Origin of the sequence: Tsukamurella pseudospumae (assembly GCF_001575205.1) — a bacterium.
GTDB classification, from domain to species: Bacteria; Actinomycetota; Actinomycetes; order Mycobacteriales; family Mycobacteriaceae; genus Tsukamurella; species Tsukamurella pseudospumae.
In genome coordinates, this window is the sequence record NZ_LSRE01000013.1 from 205,979 (window position 1) to 223,954 (window position 17,976).

At 73.0% G+C, this 17,976-nt stretch carries 16 protein-coding genes; 7 read left to right on the top strand and 9 right to left on the bottom strand.

Annotated features, from left to right (window positions below; translation table 11 throughout):
• Nucleotides 1-3 precede the first annotated feature (3 nt).
• Nucleotides 4-558: a dTDP-4-dehydrorhamnose 3,5-epimerase family protein gene (locus AXK61_RS11895; protein ID WP_068745469.1), complete on the bottom strand. Its 555-nt coding sequence runs from the start codon at nt 556-558 to the stop codon at nt 4-6.
• 14 nt (nt 559-572) lie between these two features.
• Here AXK61_RS11895 and AXK61_RS11900 point away from each other — a divergent pair, with 14 nt between their 5' ends.
• The 3 genes from AXK61_RS11900 to AXK61_RS11910 are packed head-to-tail and all read left to right on the top strand — an operon-like array spanning nt 573 to nt 4,104.
• Nucleotides 573-1,676 carry a class I SAM-dependent methyltransferase gene (locus AXK61_RS11900; RefSeq protein ID WP_068745471.1) on the top strand — a complete coding sequence of 368 codons (1,104 nt, stop codon included), beginning with the start codon at nt 573-575 and terminating at the stop codon, nt 1,674-1,676.
• Nucleotides 1,673-3,025, top strand: coding sequence for a glutamate-1-semialdehyde 2,1-aminomutase (locus AXK61_RS11905; protein WP_068745473.1), 1,353 nt, complete (start codon nt 1,673-1,675; stop codon nt 3,023-3,025). Before AXK61_RS11900 ends, AXK61_RS11905 begins: the two co-directional genes overlap by 4 nt.
• Nucleotides 3,022-4,104, top strand: coding sequence for a glycosyltransferase family 4 protein (locus tag AXK61_RS11910; RefSeq protein ID WP_068573502.1), 1,083 nt, complete (start codon nt 3,022-3,024; stop codon nt 4,102-4,104). The genes AXK61_RS11905 and AXK61_RS11910 overlap by 4 nt, the downstream gene beginning before the upstream one ends.
• On the opposite strand, the gene AXK61_RS11915 is transcribed toward AXK61_RS11910, so the two are convergent.
• Genes AXK61_RS11915 through AXK61_RS11925 form a run of 3 tightly spaced genes read right to left on the bottom strand, consistent with a single transcriptional unit; the run spans nt 4,070 to nt 8,483 of the window.
• Complete coding sequence (locus AXK61_RS11915; RefSeq protein ID WP_068575225.1) at nt 4,070-5,098, bottom strand: glycosyltransferase family 4 protein; 1,029 nt, start codon at nt 5,096-5,098, stop codon at nt 4,070-4,072. The genes AXK61_RS11910 and AXK61_RS11915 overlap by 35 nt on opposite strands.
• Nucleotides 5,099-5,106: 8 nt before the next feature.
• The gene (locus tag AXK61_RS11920) at nt 5,107-7,086 is read right to left on the bottom strand and encodes a glycosyltransferase (RefSeq protein WP_068573501.1); all 1,980 of its coding nucleotides are present in this window, start codon (nt 7,084-7,086) and stop codon (nt 5,107-5,109) included.
• Nucleotides 7,083-8,483 carry a flippase gene (locus AXK61_RS11925; protein ID WP_082778119.1) on the bottom strand — a complete coding sequence of 467 codons (1,401 nt, stop codon included), beginning with the start codon at nt 8,481-8,483 and terminating at the stop codon, nt 7,083-7,085. Before AXK61_RS11925 ends, AXK61_RS11920 begins: the two co-directional genes overlap by 4 nt.
• Before the next feature lie 92 nt (nt 8,484-8,575).
• On the opposite strand from AXK61_RS11925, the gene AXK61_RS11930 reads away from it, so the two are divergent.
• Nucleotides 8,576-9,619: a glycosyltransferase family 4 protein gene (locus tag AXK61_RS11930; RefSeq protein WP_068575223.1), complete on the top strand. Its 1,044-nt coding sequence runs from the start codon at nt 8,576-8,578 to the stop codon at nt 9,617-9,619.
• Here the strand turns inward: AXK61_RS11930 and AXK61_RS11935 are convergent.
• Nucleotides 9,579-10,376: a WecB/TagA/CpsF family glycosyltransferase gene (locus AXK61_RS11935; RefSeq protein WP_068573500.1), complete on the bottom strand. Its 798-nt coding sequence runs from the start codon at nt 10,374-10,376 to the stop codon at nt 9,579-9,581. The genes AXK61_RS11930 and AXK61_RS11935 overlap by 41 nt on opposite strands.
• A gap of 130 nt (nt 10,377-10,506) precedes the next feature.
• On the opposite strand from AXK61_RS11935, the gene AXK61_RS11940 reads away from it, so the two are divergent.
• Both AXK61_RS11940 and AXK61_RS11945 read left to right on the top strand, forming a co-directional pair.
• Nucleotides 10,507-11,496: a GumC domain-containing protein gene (locus AXK61_RS11940; protein WP_068573499.1), complete on the top strand. Its 990-nt coding sequence runs from the start codon at nt 10,507-10,509 to the stop codon at nt 11,494-11,496.
• A complete protein-coding gene (locus tag AXK61_RS11945) occupies nt 11,493-13,115 on the top strand; it encodes a hypothetical protein (protein WP_068573498.1) in 1,623 nt (540 codons plus the stop codon). The genes AXK61_RS11940 and AXK61_RS11945 overlap by 4 nt, the downstream gene beginning before the upstream one ends.
• Nucleotides 13,116-13,128: 13 nt before the next feature.
• Here the strand turns inward: AXK61_RS11945 and AXK61_RS11950 are convergent, their stop codons facing one another.
• From AXK61_RS11950 to AXK61_RS11965, 4 genes are all read right to left on the bottom strand, one after another.
• Entirely contained in the window at nt 13,129-14,109 is a 981-nt protein-coding gene (locus AXK61_RS11950; protein ID WP_068573497.1) for an NAD(P)H-dependent flavin oxidoreductase, read from the bottom strand.
• 157 nt (nt 14,110-14,266) lie between these two features.
• Complete coding sequence (locus tag AXK61_RS11955) at nt 14,267-15,193, bottom strand: metal-dependent hydrolase (RefSeq protein WP_068573496.1); 927 nt, start codon at nt 15,191-15,193, stop codon at nt 14,267-14,269.
• A gap of 91 nt (nt 15,194-15,284) precedes the next feature.
• Nucleotides 15,285-16,127 (bottom strand): MurR/RpiR family transcriptional regulator, encoded by an 843-nt coding sequence (locus AXK61_RS11960; protein ID WP_068573495.1) that lies wholly within the window; start codon nt 16,125-16,127, stop codon nt 15,285-15,287.
• A 62-nt stretch (nt 16,128-16,189) separates the two neighbouring features.
• The gene (locus AXK61_RS11965) at nt 16,190-16,486 is read right to left on the bottom strand and encodes a hypothetical protein (RefSeq protein WP_068745475.1); all 297 of its coding nucleotides are present in this window, start codon (nt 16,484-16,486) and stop codon (nt 16,190-16,192) included.
• A gap of 73 nt (nt 16,487-16,559) precedes the next feature.
• On the opposite strand from AXK61_RS11965, the gene AXK61_RS11970 reads away from it, so the two are divergent.
• The gene (locus AXK61_RS11970; RefSeq protein ID WP_068745477.1) at nt 16,560-17,972 is read left to right on the top strand and encodes an MFS transporter; all 1,413 of its coding nucleotides are present in this window, start codon (nt 16,560-16,562) and stop codon (nt 17,970-17,972) included.
• Nucleotides 17,973-17,976 lie beyond the last annotated feature (4 nt).

Consider the following 17,976-nt stretch of genomic DNA (forward strand, 5'->3'; position numbering starts at 1 on the left):
CGCTCAGCCCAGCCGCGACCGCAGGTCGGCCCACGAGCCGGCCGCGCGGTCGCGGGGCGAGACGATCGACGTCGTGAGCGGCCAGTCGAGCGCCAGGTCGGGGTCGGCGTGGTGCACCGCGAGGTCCTCGGCGGGGTCGTGCGGCCGGTCGATCCGGTAGCACACGTCCGCCACGTCGGTCAGGGCCTGGAACCCGTGCAGGAAGCCCGGCGGCACGTACAGGGTGTGGAACTCGATGTCGTCCAGCCGGAAGGCCTGCGATCGACCGAAGGTCGGCGAGTGCGGCCGCGCGTCCACCAGCACGTCATGCACCGCACCTCGGGCGCTGCGCACCAGCTTCGCCTCGCCGCGCCCGGACCGGCCGTGCATCCCGCGCAGCACGCCGCGCACGGACCGCGACTGCGAGTCCTGCACGAATCGCGCTGCGGCACCGTCCTCCCCGAGGTGCGCGTCGAAGACCTCCGCGTCGAACGTGCGGGTGAACAGGCCCCGGTCGTCGACGTGCGGCACGGGGACGAACAGGACCACATCGGCGAGCTCGGTCTCACGGATCTGCATGGGAGTACTGTGCCATGATCTCGTCCCGCACGTGCCGCGGCTGCGGCTCCCCCGACCTGACCCGGGTGCTCGACCTGGGCCGGGTGCCCGCGGCGGACCTGTTCCCGCCCGCCGATTCCCCGGTCTCCCCGGACGAGTCCGCGCACCCGTCGGCCATGGACCTGTGCGGCGACTGCGGTCTCGCGCAGCTCGCCGACGACGACACCGTCGCCGACGAGCCGCGGGGCGTGGAGCCCCGCGCCCTGCGCGAGCAGGCCGCGGACGCGGTGAACCGGGTGGCGGCCGCCGGGCTGTTGGCCGGTTCGACGGTGCGCGAGTTCGGGAGTCCGCACGGCGGGACCTGGCTCCCACTGCTGGCGGACCGGGGGTTCGCCGTCACCGACGATGAGGCGCCCGCGGATGTCGTGCTCGACTGCTTCGGCATCATGCATGAGCCCGACCAACGCGCTGCCTTCGCGGCGCGGGCGGCCGCCGTCGCACCCGGCGGCGTTCTCCTCCTGCAGTATCAGCCCCTCGGATCGATCGTCGCGCACCGGCAGTGGACAGCGCTGCGGCACGGCCACTTCGGCTACTACACGCTCTCCGCGCTGCTGCGACTACTCGGGGATGCCGGTCTGGAGCCGTTGCGCGCCTTCGAGTTCGACCTCTACGGAGGCACCGTACTGCTCGCCATCCGGCACAGCGGGGCCGCGCCGACCCACCGCAGCGCCGGCGTCGAGCGGATCCTGCGGGACGAACGCACCGCACGCCTGACGGAGCCCGAGGGCCTCCGCCCACTGGCCGACGCGCCGCGCGAACAGGCTCGCGCCCTGCGGAACTGGGTCGACCGCGCCGCGGCCGGCGGTGAGACCGTTGCGGCGTACGGCGCCGCCTCCCGCGCCGTCGCGCTGTTCGCCCTGGCCGGGTTGGATCGCAGCAGGATGTCCTGCATCGCCGACGCCTCGCCCACCAAGCAGGGCCGCCGCATGCCCGGCACCGACGTGCCGATCGTCGCGCCCGAGGCGCTCGACGCAACCACGGGCCCCGTGTTCCTGACCCTGCCGGACCTCTACGACGAGATCACCGAGGCGTACCCCGCGCTGCGCGGGCGCCTGGTGACGGAGGACGAACTGTCGTGACCGAGCCCGTCTTCGACGAGTCCCGCCGCCTGCAGGACCGCCTGCACGCCCTCGTGCCGGGCGGCGCGCACACCTACGCCCGCGGCGCGGACCAGTACCCCGAGTTCATGCCGCCGGTGCTCGTCCGCGGCAGCGGCGCACGCGTCTGGGACGCCGACGGCAACGAGTACGTCGAGTACGGCATGGGCCTGCGCGCCGTGACCCTGGGCCACGGCTACGCCCCGGTCGTCGACGCCGTCCGATCGGTCCTCGACGCCGGCGTCAACTTCAGCCGCCCGACGGTGACGGAACTCGCCGCCGCCGAGGACTTCCTGGACCTCGTGCCCACCGCGGAGATGGTGAAGTTCGCCAAGAACGGGTCCGACGCCACCACCGCCGCCCTGCGCCTGGCGCGCGCCGTCACCGGCCGCGACCTGGTCGCCGTCTGCGAGCAGCCCTTCTTCTCGGTGGACGACTGGTTCATCGGCGCCACCGACATGAACGCCGGAATCCCGGCGGCCACCAGCGATCTCACAGTGCGCTTCGGCTACAACGACGCGGCATCCCTGCGCGCCCGGTTCGCGGAGCACCAGGGACGCATCGCCGCCGTCTTCCTGGAAGCTGCGACCGCGCTCGCCGAGCCGGAACCCGGTTTCCTGGAGGAGGTCCGGGCACTGTGCGACGAGCACGGCGCGCTGCTCGTCTTCGACGAGATGATCACCGGCTTCCGCTGGTCGCCGCACGGGGCGCAGTCGGTCTACGGCGTCACTCCCGACCTGTCCTGCTGGGGCAAGGCCATGGGCAACGGCTTCCCGATCGCCGCGCTCGCCGGCAAGCGCGAGTTCATGGAGCTCGGCGGACTGAACACGGACGCCGACCGGGTGTTCCTGCTGTCCACCACGCACGGGCCGGAGTCGATGTCGCTCACCGCCTTCCGCGCCGTGGCCCGCGCTTATCGGGAGACGGACCCGGTGAGTGCGATGGAACGCGCAGGCCGCCGCCTGGCGGACGGCGTGAACGCGGCAGCCGCGGCGGCGGGCGTGGGTGACGCGGTCGCCGCGATCGGCAGGCCCTCGTGCCTGGTGTTCACCACACGCGACGCCGACGGCGCACCGTCGCAGGCGTTCCGCACCCTGTTCCTGCAGGAACTGCTGCGCCGCGGCGTACTGGGCCAGTCCTTCGTCGTCTCCGCCGCGCACACCGACGCCGACATCGACCACACCATCCGCGCGGCCGCCGGCGCGCTGACGGTGTACCGGCAGGCGCTCGAGGCGGGCACCGTCGACGGGCTCCTCCAGGGTCGCCCCGTGGCACCCGCGCTGCGCCGCACCGCCGCGCCGCGGCGCCTGCCCGGCGGAGCCGCCCGGTGACGCCACCGATCCGGGTCCTCGTCGTGGGCCCCGCGCCGCCCGGCCCGACGAGCCGGGGCGGCATGGCCACCGTCATCGGGCACATGGCCGCGATCACCGACCCGGGCATCGAGGTACGACTGCTCACCACCTACGTCGACGCGCCCACCGCGAAACGGATCCGGGTGGGACTGGCGGGCATGGCGCGCGGCACCGTCGCCGTCGCGCGCGGCGATGCGGACGTCCTGCACGTGCACCTCTCACACGGGGGCAGCGTGCTGCGCAAGGCCCCGCTGCTGTGGGCGGCGCGCCTGCGCGGCGTTCCGGCGGTCGTGCACGGGCACAGCTTCGATTTCGGCGGTTGGATGGCCCGGCTGCCCGCCCCCGCTCGGTCCCTCGTCCGGGCGGCGCTGCCGGCCGACCACTGGCTGGTTCTGGGCGCGGGCCTCGCCGTCGAGTACGCCGCGGCACTGCGGCTCGACCCCGCGCGGGTCGAGGTGCTCTACAACCCCGTCCCCCCGGCCGCACTCGACGCTTCCGCACCCGGGCCCGACGGTGCCGCGAGGGTCGAGGTGCTCGCCCTCGGCCGGCTCGGCGTGCGCAAGGGCAGCTACGACCTGATCTCCGCGATCGCGGAACTCGAACCGGCCGTGCGGGACCTGCTGCACGTCACGCTCGCCGGCGACGGCGAGGTCACGCAGGTGCGGGCTGCCGCGGAGCCCCTCGGCGCGGCGGTGACGGTGCGGGACTGGGCCGGCCCCGCCGAGCGCGACGAGCTGCTCGCCGCGGCCGAGGTCCTCGCCCTGCCCAGCTACGACGAGGGCCTGCCGATGGCCCTGCTCGAGGCGATGGCCGCCGGCCTGGTGCCGCTGACCACTCCCGTCGGCGGCATCCCGGAGGCCGTTGTCGACGGCCGCGACGGGCTGCTCGTGCCGCCGGGCGACGTGCCCGCGCTCGCCGCGGCGTTGACCCGTCTCGTCGAGGATCCCGCTCTGCGGCGACGGCTGTCCGACGGTGCCCGCGCTCGCGCCGCCGACTTCGATATCGCCGAGTGGCACGACCGGCTCAGCGCGCTGTGGACCTCGCTCGCGCGGCGATGACCCGCTCCAGTTCGGCTCCGAGCGCCGCAGCGGACACCGTCGAGGCGCAGCGCCGGAGGTAGTGCTCGCGGGCCGCGCCACCGCGCCGCGCGGCGGCCTCCGGGTCGGCGAGCGCATCGAAGGCGCGGGCGAGGCCGGCCACGTCGTCCACACCGATCGGCTCCTCGCCGGGCGGCTGGAACTCCGGCAGGGCACCGGCGTCGGAGACGATCGGGACCACCCCGAGCTGCATCGCCAGCACCTGCACGCCGCTCTGCGTGGCACGCCGGTAGTGGGCCACCGAGCCCTTCGCGGCTGCGAGATCGCCGGTCACCTCGGCGTAGGAGTACGGGCCGCGGCGCCACCGCACAGCCTTCCCGAGGTCCCGGTCCGGGCCGTCGCCGATGAGGACCAGTTCGTCACCGCGCCAACCGGGCCCGTTCACGTGCCGCTCCCACGCCGCGAGCGTCACGTCGAGGTTCTTGTAGGCGGAGAGCCGGCCCACCGCCAGGAAGTTCCGACGGTCCGCCGCCGGCACGACGGGCGGCACCAGGGCGTCGTCGAGGTCGCTGGTGAGCGGCGCGACGGCCGACGCTCCGACCTCGCGGGCGACGAAGTCGCTGAACGCGACCGTCGACGCGGCACGCGCGTTCCACCGCCCGAACAACCGCCGCTCCCAGCCGGGCAGCTCCTCGTCGGCGCCGTGCGGGCGGTCGTCGTGGACGAGGTTCATCCGCGGCGCCGTGCCGGCGAGGGCGATCCACCGCGGGTCGCGGACGAGCTCGGTGACCACCACGTCCGGGCGGAAGGCCCTGGCGCGCCGCAGCTCCCGCGCGAACTCCGGCCACGTGCCGGCGGTCTTGGGCCGCGGGTCGAGGACCCGCTCGTAGGGCCGCGCACCGTCGGACTCGGGGTGCCGGTCCGAGGTGACCAGCACGACCTCCCACCCCGCGGCGATCAGCCGCTCGCAGTAGACGCGGGCCAGCGGCCGCATCCACGGCGAGAGCCAGAGCACCCGGCCGGTCATGTGCGCACCGCCGCCCCGGCGAGGGCGGCCTCGTAGGCGTCGGCCATCGCCTCGACCGTGTACTGCTCGCGCATCCGCGCGAAGCCACGATCCCCCAGGGCCGACCACTCCTGCGTGCGGGAGAGCAGGGCGCGCAGCGCTTCCCGCCAGCCCTCGACGGTGATGTCGTGCACCAGGGCGCCGGCGGCACCGTCGTCGAGCATGTCCGGGACGGCGCACACGGCCGAGGCCGCGACCGGCACGCGCAGGGCCATCGCTTCGAGGATCACCATCGGGAAGGCCTCGGAGCCGCTCGGGACGCACACGAGGTCGGCGTCGGCGAGGGCCTGCTCCGGGCCGGGCGACCAGCCGCGCCAGCGGACCCGGCCCGCGAGCTCGGGCGGGGTGAGCGCCTCGAGCCGCTCGCGATCGGGGCCGTCGCCGAAGATGTCGAGCTCCCAGGCGAATTCGGTGAGTCCGGCCAGCGCCGCCACCAACAGGTGCGGGTTCTTGTGCTCGACGATCCGCGACAGCATCACCAGCCGCGGCACGGCGCCGACCGGACGGCGCACGGGCACCCCGTCGAGCTCGGAACGGGCCGCGACCCCGTTGGGCGCCACGAAGAACCGGCTCGCCACCGCCTGGTGGGCGGAGACGAGGTCGCGGTGCGCGGGCGAGAGGGCCACGAAGCCGTCGGCGCGGCGCATCGCCGCGGCGAGCGGCGCTGAATAGGTGGGCCCGTCCGTCTCCGGCGGGATGTGCGCCCCCACCAGCCACGTCCGGTCCCGACCCCCGGCCCGCCACAGCGTGGCGAAGCCGGTCTCGGTGTTGGTGTCGCCGCTGATCAGCACGGTCGGGCCGGGCGGCAGGTCGAGCAGCGGGCCCCACCACGGCTGGCGCACGACCCGCACCCCCGCGGGCGCCTCCGCGATCAGCGGCCCGAACCGCTGCAGGCAGACGATCGTCACCGAGTACCCGCGCCGCTGCAGCTCGCCCGCGAGGACGAGATGGTGCCGCTCAGCGCCGCCGAACACCAACCGATTGACGGTGAACACCACGTTCGGCCGGCCGCCGTGCGGGGCCACGCGCCGGCTCGCGCGCTTGCTGCGCTGCACCCGGTCCAGGAGCGAATCCCCCAGCAGGAACGCGCCGGCCGCGCGGGCACCCGCCGCGTGCTCGATGTTCAGGGCCATGTTCGCGCGCAGGAGGTCGGCCGAGCGACGCCAGGCGACGGCATCGTCGCGCACGGTGCCGTGCCCCGAATGCTCCACGCCCGCATCGCCCGTCAGCTCCAGCGTCCAGCCCGCGTCGAGCGCGCGCCGCTGCCAGTCCGTCTCCTCGCCGTAGAGGAAGAACTCCTCGTCGAACGGGCCGAGCGCGTCCCACGCATCGCGGCTGATCGCCAGGCACGCGCCCGTGAGGTAGCCCTCGACCCGCTCCGGCGGGGCCGGGTACAGGTCCGAGAACGGCGTCCGGCGCAGCGCCTCCGCGTAGCCGGCGCGGGAGACCAGGCCGCGCACCAGGCCCCGTCGACGGTGCGCGACATCCCAGGTGCGGCCCCGTCCGGACGCGTCGTGGTCGTCGTGGATCACCGGTGCCGCGGCCGCGACGCCGGGCCGGCGCAGCGCAGCGCGGGTCGCGTCGAGACCGCCGCGGAGCAGCGCGTCGGGGTTGAGCAGCAGCAGGTCGTGCCCCGGGGCGAGGGCGGCCAACCGGTTCACCGCCGCGGCGAAGCCGAGGTTACGACCGTCGCCGTGCCAGGAGACCGCCGGGAACGCCGCGCGCACCCCGCCCATGCCCGGATAGTCGGGGCCCGAGTTGTCCCAGACCAGGACCGGCGCACCGGGCAGGTGCGCGGCGACCGCGGTGAGGCAGGCTGCGACATCGGCGGGTACCCGGTAGGCCACGATCAGGACGGCGAGCTCGCGGGTGCTCCCGTCCTGCGGCGGCGGGGCGAGCCGGAGCCCACCCGAGAGCTGAGGGCGTTCGGCGATCATTCCGGCGTTCCTTCCTCGGAGCTGAGCAGGCCGCGGGCGTCGCGCAGCCGCACCGGCCCGAGCACCAGGTTCACGGCCAGGTACGCGACCGCCGCGGCGGCGCCGGTGAGCAGGACCGGCAGGGCGTGTCCGACGACGCAGACCGTCGCGGCCGCGGCGACGGCGGGGATCAGTCGTGCCAGGAACAGCCACGGCGTGCGGTACGGGGTCCGGCCGGCGAGGCGGCGGGTCGCGACGGCCAGGCCGAACAGCTCGCTCACCACCAGGGCCGCCGCGGCGCCCTTCGCGCCGAACTGCGGGATCAACACGACGTTCAGACCGATGTTGAGCAGCAGGCTCACGATGTTGAGCCGCAGCAGGAAGACCTGGTCGTGCGCGGCGAACAGCCCCTGGCTCAGGGTGCCGGTCACCAGGCGGATCGCGACGGCGACGAACAGCAGGCCCAGCGTGCTCCCGCCCGCCGCGACGAAGTCCTCCGAGCCGAGCAGCCGGACCAGCTCGGGCGCGAGCAGCGCACCCGCCACCGCCAGGGGCACCGCGACGAACAGCATGAGCTGGATACTGCGCACGGTGAACCTCGCGAACCGGGCGCGGTCGGTGGCGAACAGGTTCGTCATCGTCGAGAGCGTGGACGCCAGGAACACCGTGGAGATCACCGTCGCGTTGAAGGCGACCGTGTACGCGAGGTTGTAGGCGCCGGTCTCCTCCTTACTGCTGAGGACCGAGAGCAGGACACCGTCCGAACGCCAGTACAGCGCCGCGATGACCAGGACGCCGGTCTGCGGCAGGCTCTCGCGCACGAGCTCCCAGCTCTCGCGGAACGAGAAGATCGGCCGCAGGTCGACGATCCGGCGCGCGACGCCGCCCTGGATCAGCAGCACCACCAGCGGCGGGATCAACTGGACCAGCGCGTACCAGTACAGGTCGGCGCCGACGTGCACGAGCAGGAAGGTCAGCCCGAACGACAGCAGGCGGCCCAGCAGGTCCGACAGCGCGATCGCGCCGAAGCGCACGTCGGTGACGAAGACCGGCTGCACGCAGCTGCTCAGCGTCGTGAGCACGAGGCTGCCGCTGATGATCGCGATCATCCCCACGACCAGCGGATCGTCGCGGTAGAGCAGCCAGCCGGACAGCGACGACGCCGCCCCGAGCGGCAGGCAGTAGGTCAGGGAGAAGCCCGCGTTGACGCGGACCAGACGCGACAGGTCGCCGGTGCCGCCGGTGACCCGCCGCACGATCACCGCGCCGATGCCGAGCTCGGTCAGGCTGCTCCACAGGCCGATGAACATGATCGCCGCGGAGAGCTGCCCGTAGGGCCCGGGTCCGAGCGATCGGGTCGTCAGGGCGACGGTGCCGATCGACGCCACCAGCCCGACGATCCGCGCCACGAACTGCATGCTGAACGCCCGGGCGATCCGGCCGCCCGAGGCACGCCCACGCAACGTGGGTTCGGCCTCGGCGTTAATCTCATCGCCGAGAGGAGGTTCGGATGCGAGTAGTGGTTCCGCTGGCGGGGGGACTGTCGCCGGCTGATTGGGCCGCCCGGCACCGGGCGGGAGAGGTTCCGGATCGCTCACCGTACGGCCTCCATCGGCTGGCCGATCACGGCCTCGACGTGCGCTTCGCCCCGTCGGAACTGGGCGAGCGGTCCCGACTGCTGCAGCGGGTGGCGCGGTCCGTGCGGCACCGCACCGATGGCTACGAGCTGATCGGCGCGCCCTCGCTCGCCGACGCCGATGCCGTCCTCGCGTACGACGAGCGGACCGGCGTGCCCGCGCTGCTGCGGAGCGATGCCCCCGTGGCGGCGGGGATCGGCTGGCTGACCACCCGCGCGGCGGCCGGACGCGTGCACGGCGCGCTCGCCGCCCGCGCCCTCCCCCGCGCGGCCGCAGTGTGGGCGCAGTGCTCCGCGGTGCTCCCCGTCATCGGGAGCGAGTGGAAGATCGCGCCGGAGCGCCTGCATTTCATCCCCCTGGGGATCGACACCGAGTTCTACACCGAGCAGCCGGCCCCGGAGACGGGGTGCACGGTGATGAGCGCGGGCGAGGACCGCTTCCGCGATCATCCGACGCTGGTCGCGGCGGTCGAGGAGGTCCGCCGGACGGTGCCGCACACCACCCTCGAGCTCGCGTCCAGCCTGCCCCTGCACGCACCCGAGGGCCTCGTCACGGTGCACACGGAACGGCTCAACGGCCGCATCCGCGAGCTGTACCGACGCGCCGCCGTCGTGGCGATCGCCCTGCACCCGACGGCGACCGGCTCGGGCCTGACGGTCGTGCTCGAGGCGATGGCCAGCGGCCGTCCGCTGGTGGTCACGGACAACCCCGGCGTCTCCGATTACGTTCAGCACGGCGTGACGGGCCTGCTCGTGCCGCCCGGCGACGCCGACGCGATGGCGGGCGCGATCCGCACGCTGCTGCTCGACGAGGACATGCGCGTGGAGATGGGCCGACGCGCCGCGGCGACCGCGCGCGAGCGGTTCACGACGGAGGTCATGGCAGCTCACCTGGCCGAGATGCTTCGGGCCATGTGACCCGGTCCAGCCGGACCCGACGCAGGCGAAGTGCTGCCCTGGGCCCCTGCAGCAGGTACCGACGCCCCAGCCGGCGCGGCTCCTGCAGCAACCGGTACAGCCATTCCGCTCCCGCGCGCTGCCAGGCCGACGGTGCCCGCGACACGGTGCCCGCGAGGAAGTCCGCGGCCGCACCGAAGGGCAGTAGCACCTGCGCCCCGGTGCCGGGCCCGGCCTCGTCGATCCACTGTTCCTGCCGGGGCTTGCCCAGACCGACGACGAGCACCGTCGGCGTGGCCGACCGGATCTCGTCCTCCAGGCGCGCGGCCGCGGCCGGGTCGTCGATCTCGGCCCGCTCGGGCGCCCAGTAGCCGGCCACCGTCAGCGCCGGATACCGCTCGGCGAGCGCCGGGGCGAGCCGCGCGTGCATCGCGGGGGTGCCACCGACGAATCCGATCCGCCAACCGAGCTCCGCCGCGAGCGCAATGATCGCGGGCAGGAGGTCCGCGCCGGTGACGCGGGGCCACGGATGCCCCGCGGCGAGCGCGCCGCGACCGGCGACGGGCGCACCGTCGGCCACCGAGAGCCACTCGACCCGCGGCCCGAGACTGCGCCGCCCGCGCCCGAAGTGATGCAGGTGGTCGACGTTGACCGAGCACACCGCCAGCGGTCGTGCACCGCCCTCGGCGATCCGGAGCCGGATCCGGTCCAGGACGTCGGTGCCGGTGACGCAGACGACCTGCTCGTCGTCGAGCAGCATCGCGCTGCGCGTGCTCACGGCTCCGGCCGTTCCATGATGCTCACGAAGTCATAGTAAGGTGAAGCGACGGATTGCTGGGAATGCAACCACACACATCATTCGGTTGGGCTCCCGCGCCCCGCCGGGGAGCGAAACGGGGTCGGACCGGATGAATGTCGCAGCCTTCCTCCGCTGGGTGCTCACGAAGCCGCTCGTCATCGTGGTGGTGCTCGCCTGCGCCGTGGCCGGTGGCCTGGTCGGCTACCGCTCGGCGACGGTGCAGTACGAGACAGAGGCGGCCGTGCTGGTGATCCCGCCGTCGATCCCGTCGGTGCCCGGTGCGTCGGACGCAATGCTCAACCCCTTCACCAACCTGTCCGGCAGCACCACGCAGCTGGCGTGGGTACTGGCCAGCTCCGCGCAGTCGGTGCAGGCCCGGGAAGTGGTGAAGCGCACGGGGGCGTCGCCGGACTACACGATCGCTTCGGTCGCCGGTGATTCCAGCTTCTCCCAGCTCTCGCCCCAGATCACGATCAAGATGCCCGCCACGGATCCGCAGGCCGCCAAGGCCGGCGCGCAGGCGCTGATCGCCTTCATGCAGGACCAACTGCGCAGCATCCAGAAGGACGCCGGCGTCAACCCGGGCGTCTACGCCGACCTGCGCACCACCACCGAGCCGCAGGCCGGCGCCCAGGTGAGCAGCACCGCCCTGAGCAACGCGGGCGGGCTGGCGTTGGGCGCCGCGCTGGCGGGCCTGTTGGTCAGCCTGCTCGTCGCGGCCGTCCTCGACACGCGGCGCAAGCGCAGCGCCGAGGCCGCGATCAGCACGAAGGCCGAGGAGACGAGCCCGCTGGGCGGCGTCGTTCCCGCGGCCGGCGAGGCTCCGGTCGAACCTGCTGCCGCATCCGTCGACACCGAGGAGTCCGCGCCGGTCCCCACGTCGCGGCTCGAGATCGCACGCCCGCCGGCGGACGAGGCCGACGCCCCGGCCCGCCCCGCGGCGCCCCGCCCCGCGCGTCCCGCCGGCCGCGCAGAGCAGCGCGCGATGACGCGCTGGCGGGACCGCGTGGAGGTCGTCTCCGAGGAGTCCGAGATCCCGCTCCCCACGTTCGACGGCGACGACGGCGAGGCCACGCGTCGCCTCGGCACCTCGGGGTGAGCGCTGCGCGCTGCGGCGTCGTGCCGAAGCGCGTGGTCGCGCTCCTCCTCACGCTGGCGATCGTCGCCGGGTGCACGTCGCCCCCGCCCGAGCCCGGCACCGTCGACTTCGACGGACCGGACCTGGTCAACCCGATGCGCGGCCAGTACCAGAACATCCTGACCGACCTGTTCCCCCAGGCCAGCGAGCCGAATCGGGACCGCCCGGCGTGGCCGGGGACGCGGTTCGAGAGCGTCCGGATCCCCTGGCGGATCCTGCAACCCAAGGACCCGCGCACCGTCGCCGCCGGCGCGCCCGACACCGAGCGGTACGACTTCACGCGGCTCGACCGAGCCATCGCGGACGCCGCGGCCCAGGGCCGGCAGTTCGGCTTCCGGATCACCGCCTTCGACTCGTGCTGCGACGCGACGGACAAGGGCCAGACGGTGTCGATGGCACCGGACTGGCTGGCCACGACGCCTGGCGCGAGCAGCACCCGCACCGCCGACGGCGTGCACTACGTGCTGCCGGAGTGGAACAACGCCGCCTACCTGGACCGGTTCACGGACCTCATCGCGGCGCTGGGCCGCCGCTACGACCGCGACGAGCGCGTCGCGATGTACGAGATGTCCGGCTACGGCGATTTCAGTGAGAACCACGTGGCGTTCGCGCGGGACACCCTGAAGATCCCGGCACCGTCGCCGGAGAACAGTCGGAAGGAGCTCGGCTACTTCAGCCAGTACCGGGATCAGTACCTCACCTACGCCTCGGCGCAGCGCCTGGTCGACGCGACCCTGCGGGCCTTCCCCAGCACGCAGATCGTCTCGACCATGGGCAACCCCGCGATCGCCGGCCTGCTACTGCGCGACAGCCCCGAGCTGCGCGGGCTGCGGCGCCCCGTCGGCATCCGGTCGGACTCGCTGGGAGCCCTGCCGATCTTGCCCACCTGGGCGGAGAACCGCTGGTCGGAGTACGTGCAGAAGCGCGACCCGCTGATCGGGGTGCTCGCGGAGCGGTTCCGCACCGCCCCGGTCATCACCGAGTGGCCGCCGCAGCTGCTGTCCGGCGGCACCGTGCTCGACTACTACCGCCGGGGCCTGCGCGACGTGGTGAACGGCCACGTCTCCCTGGTCTCCAGCACCGGCTTCCCGGCACAGAGCCGGCCGGAGCGGATCACCGACGAGCAGTACTCGCTGTGGCGGCGGGCCACCGTGTACACCGGCTACCGCTACGCGGCGGACCGGGTCGAGGTCACCGCGACCGGGTCCGGACTGCGCGCGGCCGTGCACTGGGTCAACCGCGGTTCCGCGCCCACCTACGACGGGTGGAAGGTCTCCTACGAGGTGGTCACGGAGTCGGGCCGCCGGGTGGCGCGAGTCGACGGTGCGCCGCCGCTGCGGACCATGGTCTCGACGCAGCCCTACAGCGACCTCGCCGCCACCCCGCCGGTGGCGGAGGCGACGGACACCGTCGACCTGCCCGGCCTGCAGCCCGGGCGGTACATGCTGCGCGCGATCGTGACCTGGGACGAGCACAAGCCCCGCGGTACCCACCGGACGACGATGCCGCCGATGCAGCTCGCGATGGCCGGGCGCGGCAAGGACGGCGGCTACTCGGCCGGCTGGTTCCAGGTGGGCTGAGCCCGGGGAGCCGTCAGCCGACGACGAGACCCGGGAGTCGCCGCGCCATGATCTCCTCGGCCTCGGCGACGACGGTGCCGACCACACCCGCGACGGTGTCCACGGACTCGATGAGGCCCTGGGTCTGGCCGGCCCACCACATCCCGTCGTCCATGCGACCCTCGGCGAGGACGTTGGCGCGGCCGCGGGCGCCGGAGGCCAGCTCGGCGACGTCGTCGAAGACGGCGCCGGGGCGCTCCCCGATCTCGACGATCTGCTCGGAGACGGCGTTGCGCACCACGCGGGCGGTGTTGTGGAAGTTGCGGAACACCAGCACGGTGTCGCGCTCGGAGTTCTCGACCAGCTGGTTCTTCACGTTCTCGTGGATGGGGGCCTCGACGGTGGCCATGAAGCGGGTGCCCATGTTCACCGCGTCGGCACCGAGGGCGAGCGCGGCGGCGAGGCCGCTGCCGGTGGCGATGCCGCCGGACGCGATCACCGGGATCGACAGCTGCCGGACGGCGGCGGGGATGAGGATCAGGCCGGGCACGTCGTCCTCGCCCGGGTGACCGGCGCACTCGAAGCCGTCGATGCTGATGACGTCGACGCCCTTGCGCTCCGCCGAGAGGGCGTGGCGGACGCTGGTCGCCTTGTGGATCACCTTGACGCCGGCGGCCTGGAAGTCGGGCAGGTGCGGCGCGGGGCTCGAGCCCGCGGTCTCGACGACCTTGATGCCGGACTCGATGATCGCGGCGCGGTACTCGTCGTACGGGACGGGGTTGATCGTCGGCAGGATGGTCAGGTTCACGCCGAAGGGCTTGTCGGTGAGCTCCTGCGTGCGCTTGATCTCCGCCGCGAGCGCCTCCGGGCTGGGCTGGGTGAGCGCGGTGAGGAAGCCCAGGGCGCCGGCGTTTGCGACCGCCGAGATGAGCGGGGCGGTACCCAGCCCGGTCATGCCACCGCACACCACGGGGTGGTCGATGCCGAACATCTCGGTGATGCGGGTCCTGATCATGGAGGTCCTCTCGTCGTGCGCCTTTCTCCACAGTCTGTCCGACGACGGTGCGCGCGTCATCGTCGGGAGGCCCCGTCCCGGGCCGCTTCCGGTTGTGCCGGCGCACACCCGTCGGGTGGTGGGCGCCGTCAATGGACGCCCGACGGTGCGCCGTGGGTCAGTGCTCCGCGCCGCGCGCGGCCGGGGAGGTGGCGAGGTAGGCGACGGCCTGCGCGGTGGAGCCGATGGACGCGGGGTCGAAGCTCGGCTTGAAGTAGAGCAGCGTGAACCAGATGACCTGCCGGATCTTCGGGAGCAGCTTCTTGTGGGACGCCTTGAGGTACTCCCACCACAGCCGCGGGTAGGAGTAATCGAAGTTCGGGTCCTTGCGCAGCAGGTACCCCGAGCAACGATGGAGGGTGAGCCCGAGGAAGAAGACCACCGTGAGCATCGCCCGCACACGGTGCAGGTAGCTGGGGTCGAAGTAGGTGGCCACGTCGTGCGCGACGGACCGGTGTTCGACCTCCTCCGCCCCGTGCCAGCGGCAGATGTCCGCCATCACGGGGTTCACGTCGTAGTCGTCCCACGCGTTGTTCAAGCCGAAGACGCCGAGGATCGCGGTGTAGTGCTCGATACCGGCGATCAGCCACAGCCGCTGGACCATGTCGTTGTACTGCGCGCGGTCCGATCGGTAGCGGCGCGGCGCGAGGATGCGACGGAAGATGAACTCGGCCTGGCGGGCGATCGGCGCGGTGTCGATGCCGCACCGCTGGAGGTACTCCGAGAGCGCGCGGTCGTGCGATTCGGCGTGCATCGCCTCCTGGCCGATGAAACCGCGCATGGTCCGCGCCAGGTCCTCGTCCTTCACGTACGGCAGCGCCTCGGCGTAGACCTCGCAGAACCAGCGCTCGCCCTCCGGGAGGATGCCGTGCAGCACGGAGCTGACGATGTCGCTCGCCACCGGCTCGCCGGGGATCCATTCGAGCGGCACGTTCTCCCAGTCGAACTCCACGTCACGGGCGTGGATCTCGACACCCACCGGTTCGGTGGAAGCGTTCGTCTTGCCGCGCAGGGACACCATCGTCGACTCCAACCGTCGGGCCATTCATACAAGCGTGTAGGAACTCGCTCCGAAGTCTGTCGCGGCGCTAGTGATATGTCAAGGGCTGATTTCTATCATCAGTCCGCGAACGGCGTCAGGCCTGGTCGTCCATGAGATCCAGGCTGTTCCACGCCTGTTCGATCCGCCCGGCAGTGCCGCGCCGGTCCGGTTCGGCGAGGGCACGGAGCTCGGCCAGGATCGCCTGGACGACACCCACCATCGCCGTCAGCGACGGTGCCGGGTCGATGCCCTCGATGGGCGTGATCACGGCGTGCGCCGCGTCCGCCGTCAGCGGCGAGGCGCGCAGGTCGGTGAGCACCGCCACTGTCACGCCCTGCTCGGCCGCGATCCGGGTGAGACCGCGGATCGCGCGGGTGAGGCGCCAGACGTTGACGACCACCAAACAGTCCTCGGGGCCGAGCGGCGCGACCTGGACCGCCTGGGTCGTGGGCGGCCCGGCGGCGACCTGGATGTCGTAGCCGTGGAACGAGGCGAGGTACGCCAGGATCTGCGCCGGGCCGGCGCCGCTCCCGGTCGCGATCACGACGGTGCGCCGCGCCGCCGCGATCGCCGCCGCGATCGCCCGGATCGCGGCGATGTTCTCGGTCGTCGCGACACCGGCCAGGTTGGCGGCGTCCTGGTGCAGCATGAGCGCGGCCGCATCATTCGTTGCAGGCGCGACCGACTCCCCGGCCGCCGACGACGCGAGGTAGGCGGCCCGGAGCGACACCCGGAGGTCGGGCCAGCCGTCGAAGCCGATCTGCTGGGCCGTGCGCACCACCGTGGACACGTTCACCCCGGCGCGCTCGGCGACCTCGCGGGCCGAGGCGTACGAGGCCATCTGCGGCGCCCGCGCGAGGGCCTGAACGACCCGTTCGGCCTGCCCGCCCAAGCCGACGCCGGCTGTGCGCTCGCCGAGCCACGCCTCGATCGACACCGCGTCTCCTCCCCGGGTTCGATCACCCGATCCTTCTGCACGACAGCCGATTCGGACGACGGTCAGCAGGCGTGAACGACCCGCAGCTCCTCGGCCCGAGCCGTGATGTCACCGCCGGCCGCGGCGGCGATGCCCGCCGAGAAGGCGTCCCGGCGCGGGTCCCGCTGCCACCGAGCGTATCCGTCGGCGTCCGTCCAGTGCGCGATGCAGGTGATCGACCCCGGCCGAGCGTCGTCGACGAGGAGCTGCGCCGAGGCCGCGCCGGAGACCTCCATGACGCGCTCGGCTCGGTAGTAGGCGACGACGGCGGCGACGCGATCGACCGGGACGTGGAGGGTGAGGACACTGACCGTATGCATGCAACAACTATTGCATGTGCCCTTCAATGCCTCTACTCTTTGCGTGCATCGGATCACAGTCGACGGAGGAACCATGTCGCAGTCACACCCCACCACCGCTCCGCCCGACGAGGCCCTGCTCGCCCGACTGGACGGCCTGGAACCCGGGAAGCCGCACCGGCGCCTCATGGTGATGGGTGGGCTCGGCTACACCTTCGACTCCTTCGACGGCGCTCTCATGGGCTACGCACTCTCGGCGCTGATCGTCGTCTGGCACATCCCGAAGGGCACCGCGGGCTGGCTGCTGTCGTCGATCTTCTTCGGCTACCTGGTGGGCGCACTGCTCGCGGGCGTGCTGGCCGACCGGTTCGGCCGCCGCCGCCTCATGCTGACCTCACTGCTGATCTTCTGCGCGTGCAGCCTGCTCATGGGCACGTCGCACTCGGTCGGTGAGCTGTTCGTCTGGCGCGTCCTCGCGGGAGTGGGTATCGGCGCGGAGACCGCGCTCATCGCCCCGTACATCGCGGAGTTCCTCCCCGCCCGGGTGCGCGGGAAGTTCGTCGCGCGGACCGTCGGGTTCCTGTCCTTCGGCTACATCCTCGCGGGTGTCGTCGCGCCCCTGGTGATCTCGCCGCGTCCGGAGACCGGGTGGCGGATCGCGGCGGTGATCTGCGCCCTGCCCGTGCTCCTTCTGCTCTGGTGGCGGCGCAGCATGCCCGAGTCGCCCCGGTACCTGCTGGCACAGGGCCGCACGCAGGAGGCCGTCGCGGTCGTCGAGCGGTTCGAGCGCGAGTGCGGGGTCGAGCCGGTGGCGCTCGCGACCACCCCCGGGACGGCGGGGACGGATCCGACCCCGCTCCCGCAGCCGTCGGCCCTGGCGCGCCTGAGCGGCCTCTGGGCGGGGCCCATGGCGCGCACCACCCTGGTGATCTGGACCCTGTGGTTCGTGCTCACCGGCGTCAACTACGGCTTCTCGAGCTGGCTGCCGACCCTCCTGGTCACGGAGAAGGGCTTCACCATCACCAAGTCCTTCCTGTTCGCGCTCATCACTGCGATCGCCCAGGTACCGGGCTACTACCTCGCGACCCGGCTCATCGACCGGATGGAGCGCAAGTGGCTGATCGCGGCGTACGCGGCGGGGGCCACCGTGTCGGCGCTGATCATCGCGCTGTCGTCCAGCGAGACGATGCTGCTGGTCGGGGCGTCGCTGCTGGCCGCGTTCGTGAACGGTGCCGCGGCGGTCTACTACACCTACACCGCCGAGCTCTACCCCACCGCGATCCGCGCGACGGGCATGGGCGCGGCCTCGGCCGTGGGCCGGGTCGGCGCCATCCTCGCGCCGATCACCATCGGCTACCTCAGCGCGGCGGGCCTGAGCTTCTCCGCGATCTTCCTGTTCCTGGTCGCGCTGCTGGCCGTCGGCATCATGGTGGTCGTGGCCTTCGGCCCGCGCACCTCGGGCCGCGCCCTCGAAGCCGCGTCCCCGCGCCTGACCGAAACCGTCTGAAGGA

Bases quoted from the DNA above. Each gene is read 5' to 3' on its own strand.
- AXK61_RS11940 (WP_068573499.1), top strand. From the start codon at position 10,507: ATGAATGTCGCAGCCTTCCTCCGCTGGGTGCTCACGAAGCCGCTCGTC.
- AXK61_RS11925 (WP_082778119.1), bottom strand. From the start codon at position 8,483: ATGCAGTTCGTGGCGCGGATCGTCGGGCTGGTGGCGTCGATCGGCACC.
- AXK61_RS11900 (WP_068745471.1), top strand. From the start codon at position 573: ATGATCTCGTCCCGCACGTGCCGCGGCTGCGGCTCCCCCGACCTGACC.
- AXK61_RS11950 (WP_068573497.1), bottom strand. From the start codon at position 14,109: ATGATCAGGACCCGCATCACCGAGATGTTCGGCATCGACCACCCCGTG.
- AXK61_RS11965 (WP_068745475.1), bottom strand. From the start codon at position 16,486: ATGCATACGGTCAGTGTCCTCACCCTCCACGTCCCGGTCGATCGCGTC.
- AXK61_RS11955 (WP_068573496.1), bottom strand. From the start codon at position 15,193: ATGGCCCGACGGTTGGAGTCGACGATGGTGTCCCTGCGCGGCAAGACG.
- AXK61_RS11895 (WP_068745469.1), bottom strand. From the start codon at position 558: ATGCAGATCCGTGAGACCGAGCTCGCCGATGTGGTCCTGTTCGTCCCC.
- AXK61_RS11930 (WP_068575223.1), top strand. From the start codon at position 8,576: ATGCGAGTAGTGGTTCCGCTGGCGGGGGGACTGTCGCCGGCTGATTGG.
- AXK61_RS11920 (WP_068573501.1), bottom strand. From the start codon at position 7,086: ATGATCGCCGAACGCCCTCAGCTCTCGGGTGGGCTCCGGCTCGCCCCG.
- AXK61_RS11970 (WP_068745477.1), top strand. From the start codon at position 16,560: ATGTCGCAGTCACACCCCACCACCGCTCCGCCCGACGAGGCCCTGCTC.